The organism is Arthrobacter sp. JCM 19049 (genome assembly GCF_001310435.1).
The window spans coordinates 1-820 of record NZ_BAXF01000763.1; the positions used below are offsets into that span (position 1 = coordinate 1).

The following is an 820-nucleotide window of genomic DNA, read 5'->3' on the forward strand; positions in this document are numbered from 1 at the left end:
CCCGCACCTGGAGGTCGCCGCCGCAGCGGGATCGAAACCGATCACGGTGGTGGTCGACGCGTCACTGCGCTCCTCGGACCCGGATGTGCTGGCCGTCGGGGACATCGCCCAGGCGTTCAACACGACGCTGCGCCGCCAGCTGCGGGTGGAGCACTGGGACAACGCGATCCGCCAGGGCAAGCTGGCCGCGGCCACGCTCACCGGCGCCGACGAGCAGTATGACTGGCTGCCCTACTTCTTCACCGACCAGTTCGAGCTGGGAATGGAGTACGTCGGGGACCGCCAGGACGGGGACGCCGATGTGGTGCGCGGGGACATGGACGAGGGCGAGTTCATCATGTTCTGGCTGCGTGAGGGGCGGATCACCGCGGCGATGAACGTGAACATCTGGGATGTGAACGACACGCTGCGTTCCCTGGTGGGCCAGCGCATCGACCCGGAACGGCTGCAGGACACCTCCATCGAGCTGGGGCAGCTGGCCGCCGGACAGTAGGAGCCGGCCCCGGGTGATGGGAGCCGCGCCGCGGACCACCGGTGAGAGCGGCCCGACACCGCAATGCGGCCTGCGACACTGTGCGCCGGACCGGCAAGGTACCTACGATGAGCTCATGACACAGCATCAGGTGGACTTGGCAATCATCGGCGCCGGCTCGGGCAACACGCTGCTCACCGACTACTGGGACGACAAGCAGGTCGCCATCGCGGAAAAGGGGCCGTTCGGCGGCACCTGCCTGAACGTGGGCTGCATCCCCACCAAGATGTTCGTGCGCCCGGCCGAGCTGGCCCGCACCCCCGTCGAGGCGCAGCGGCTGAACGTGTC

Annotated in this window: 1 protein-coding gene and 1 pseudogene; both read left to right on the forward strand. The window is 68.4% G+C overall.

All coding sequences use genetic code 11. The annotated features are described in order from the left end of the window. Positions 1 to 493 (forward strand): oxidoreductase C-terminal domain-containing protein (locus JCM19049_RS16070; RefSeq protein WP_279403419.1); only part of this gene is annotated, 493 nt, incomplete at its 5' end. Between the two features lie 115 nt (positions 494 to 608). Then, a pseudogene (locus JCM19049_RS16075) lies at positions 609 to 820 on the forward strand (mycothione reductase); the annotation flags it as partial.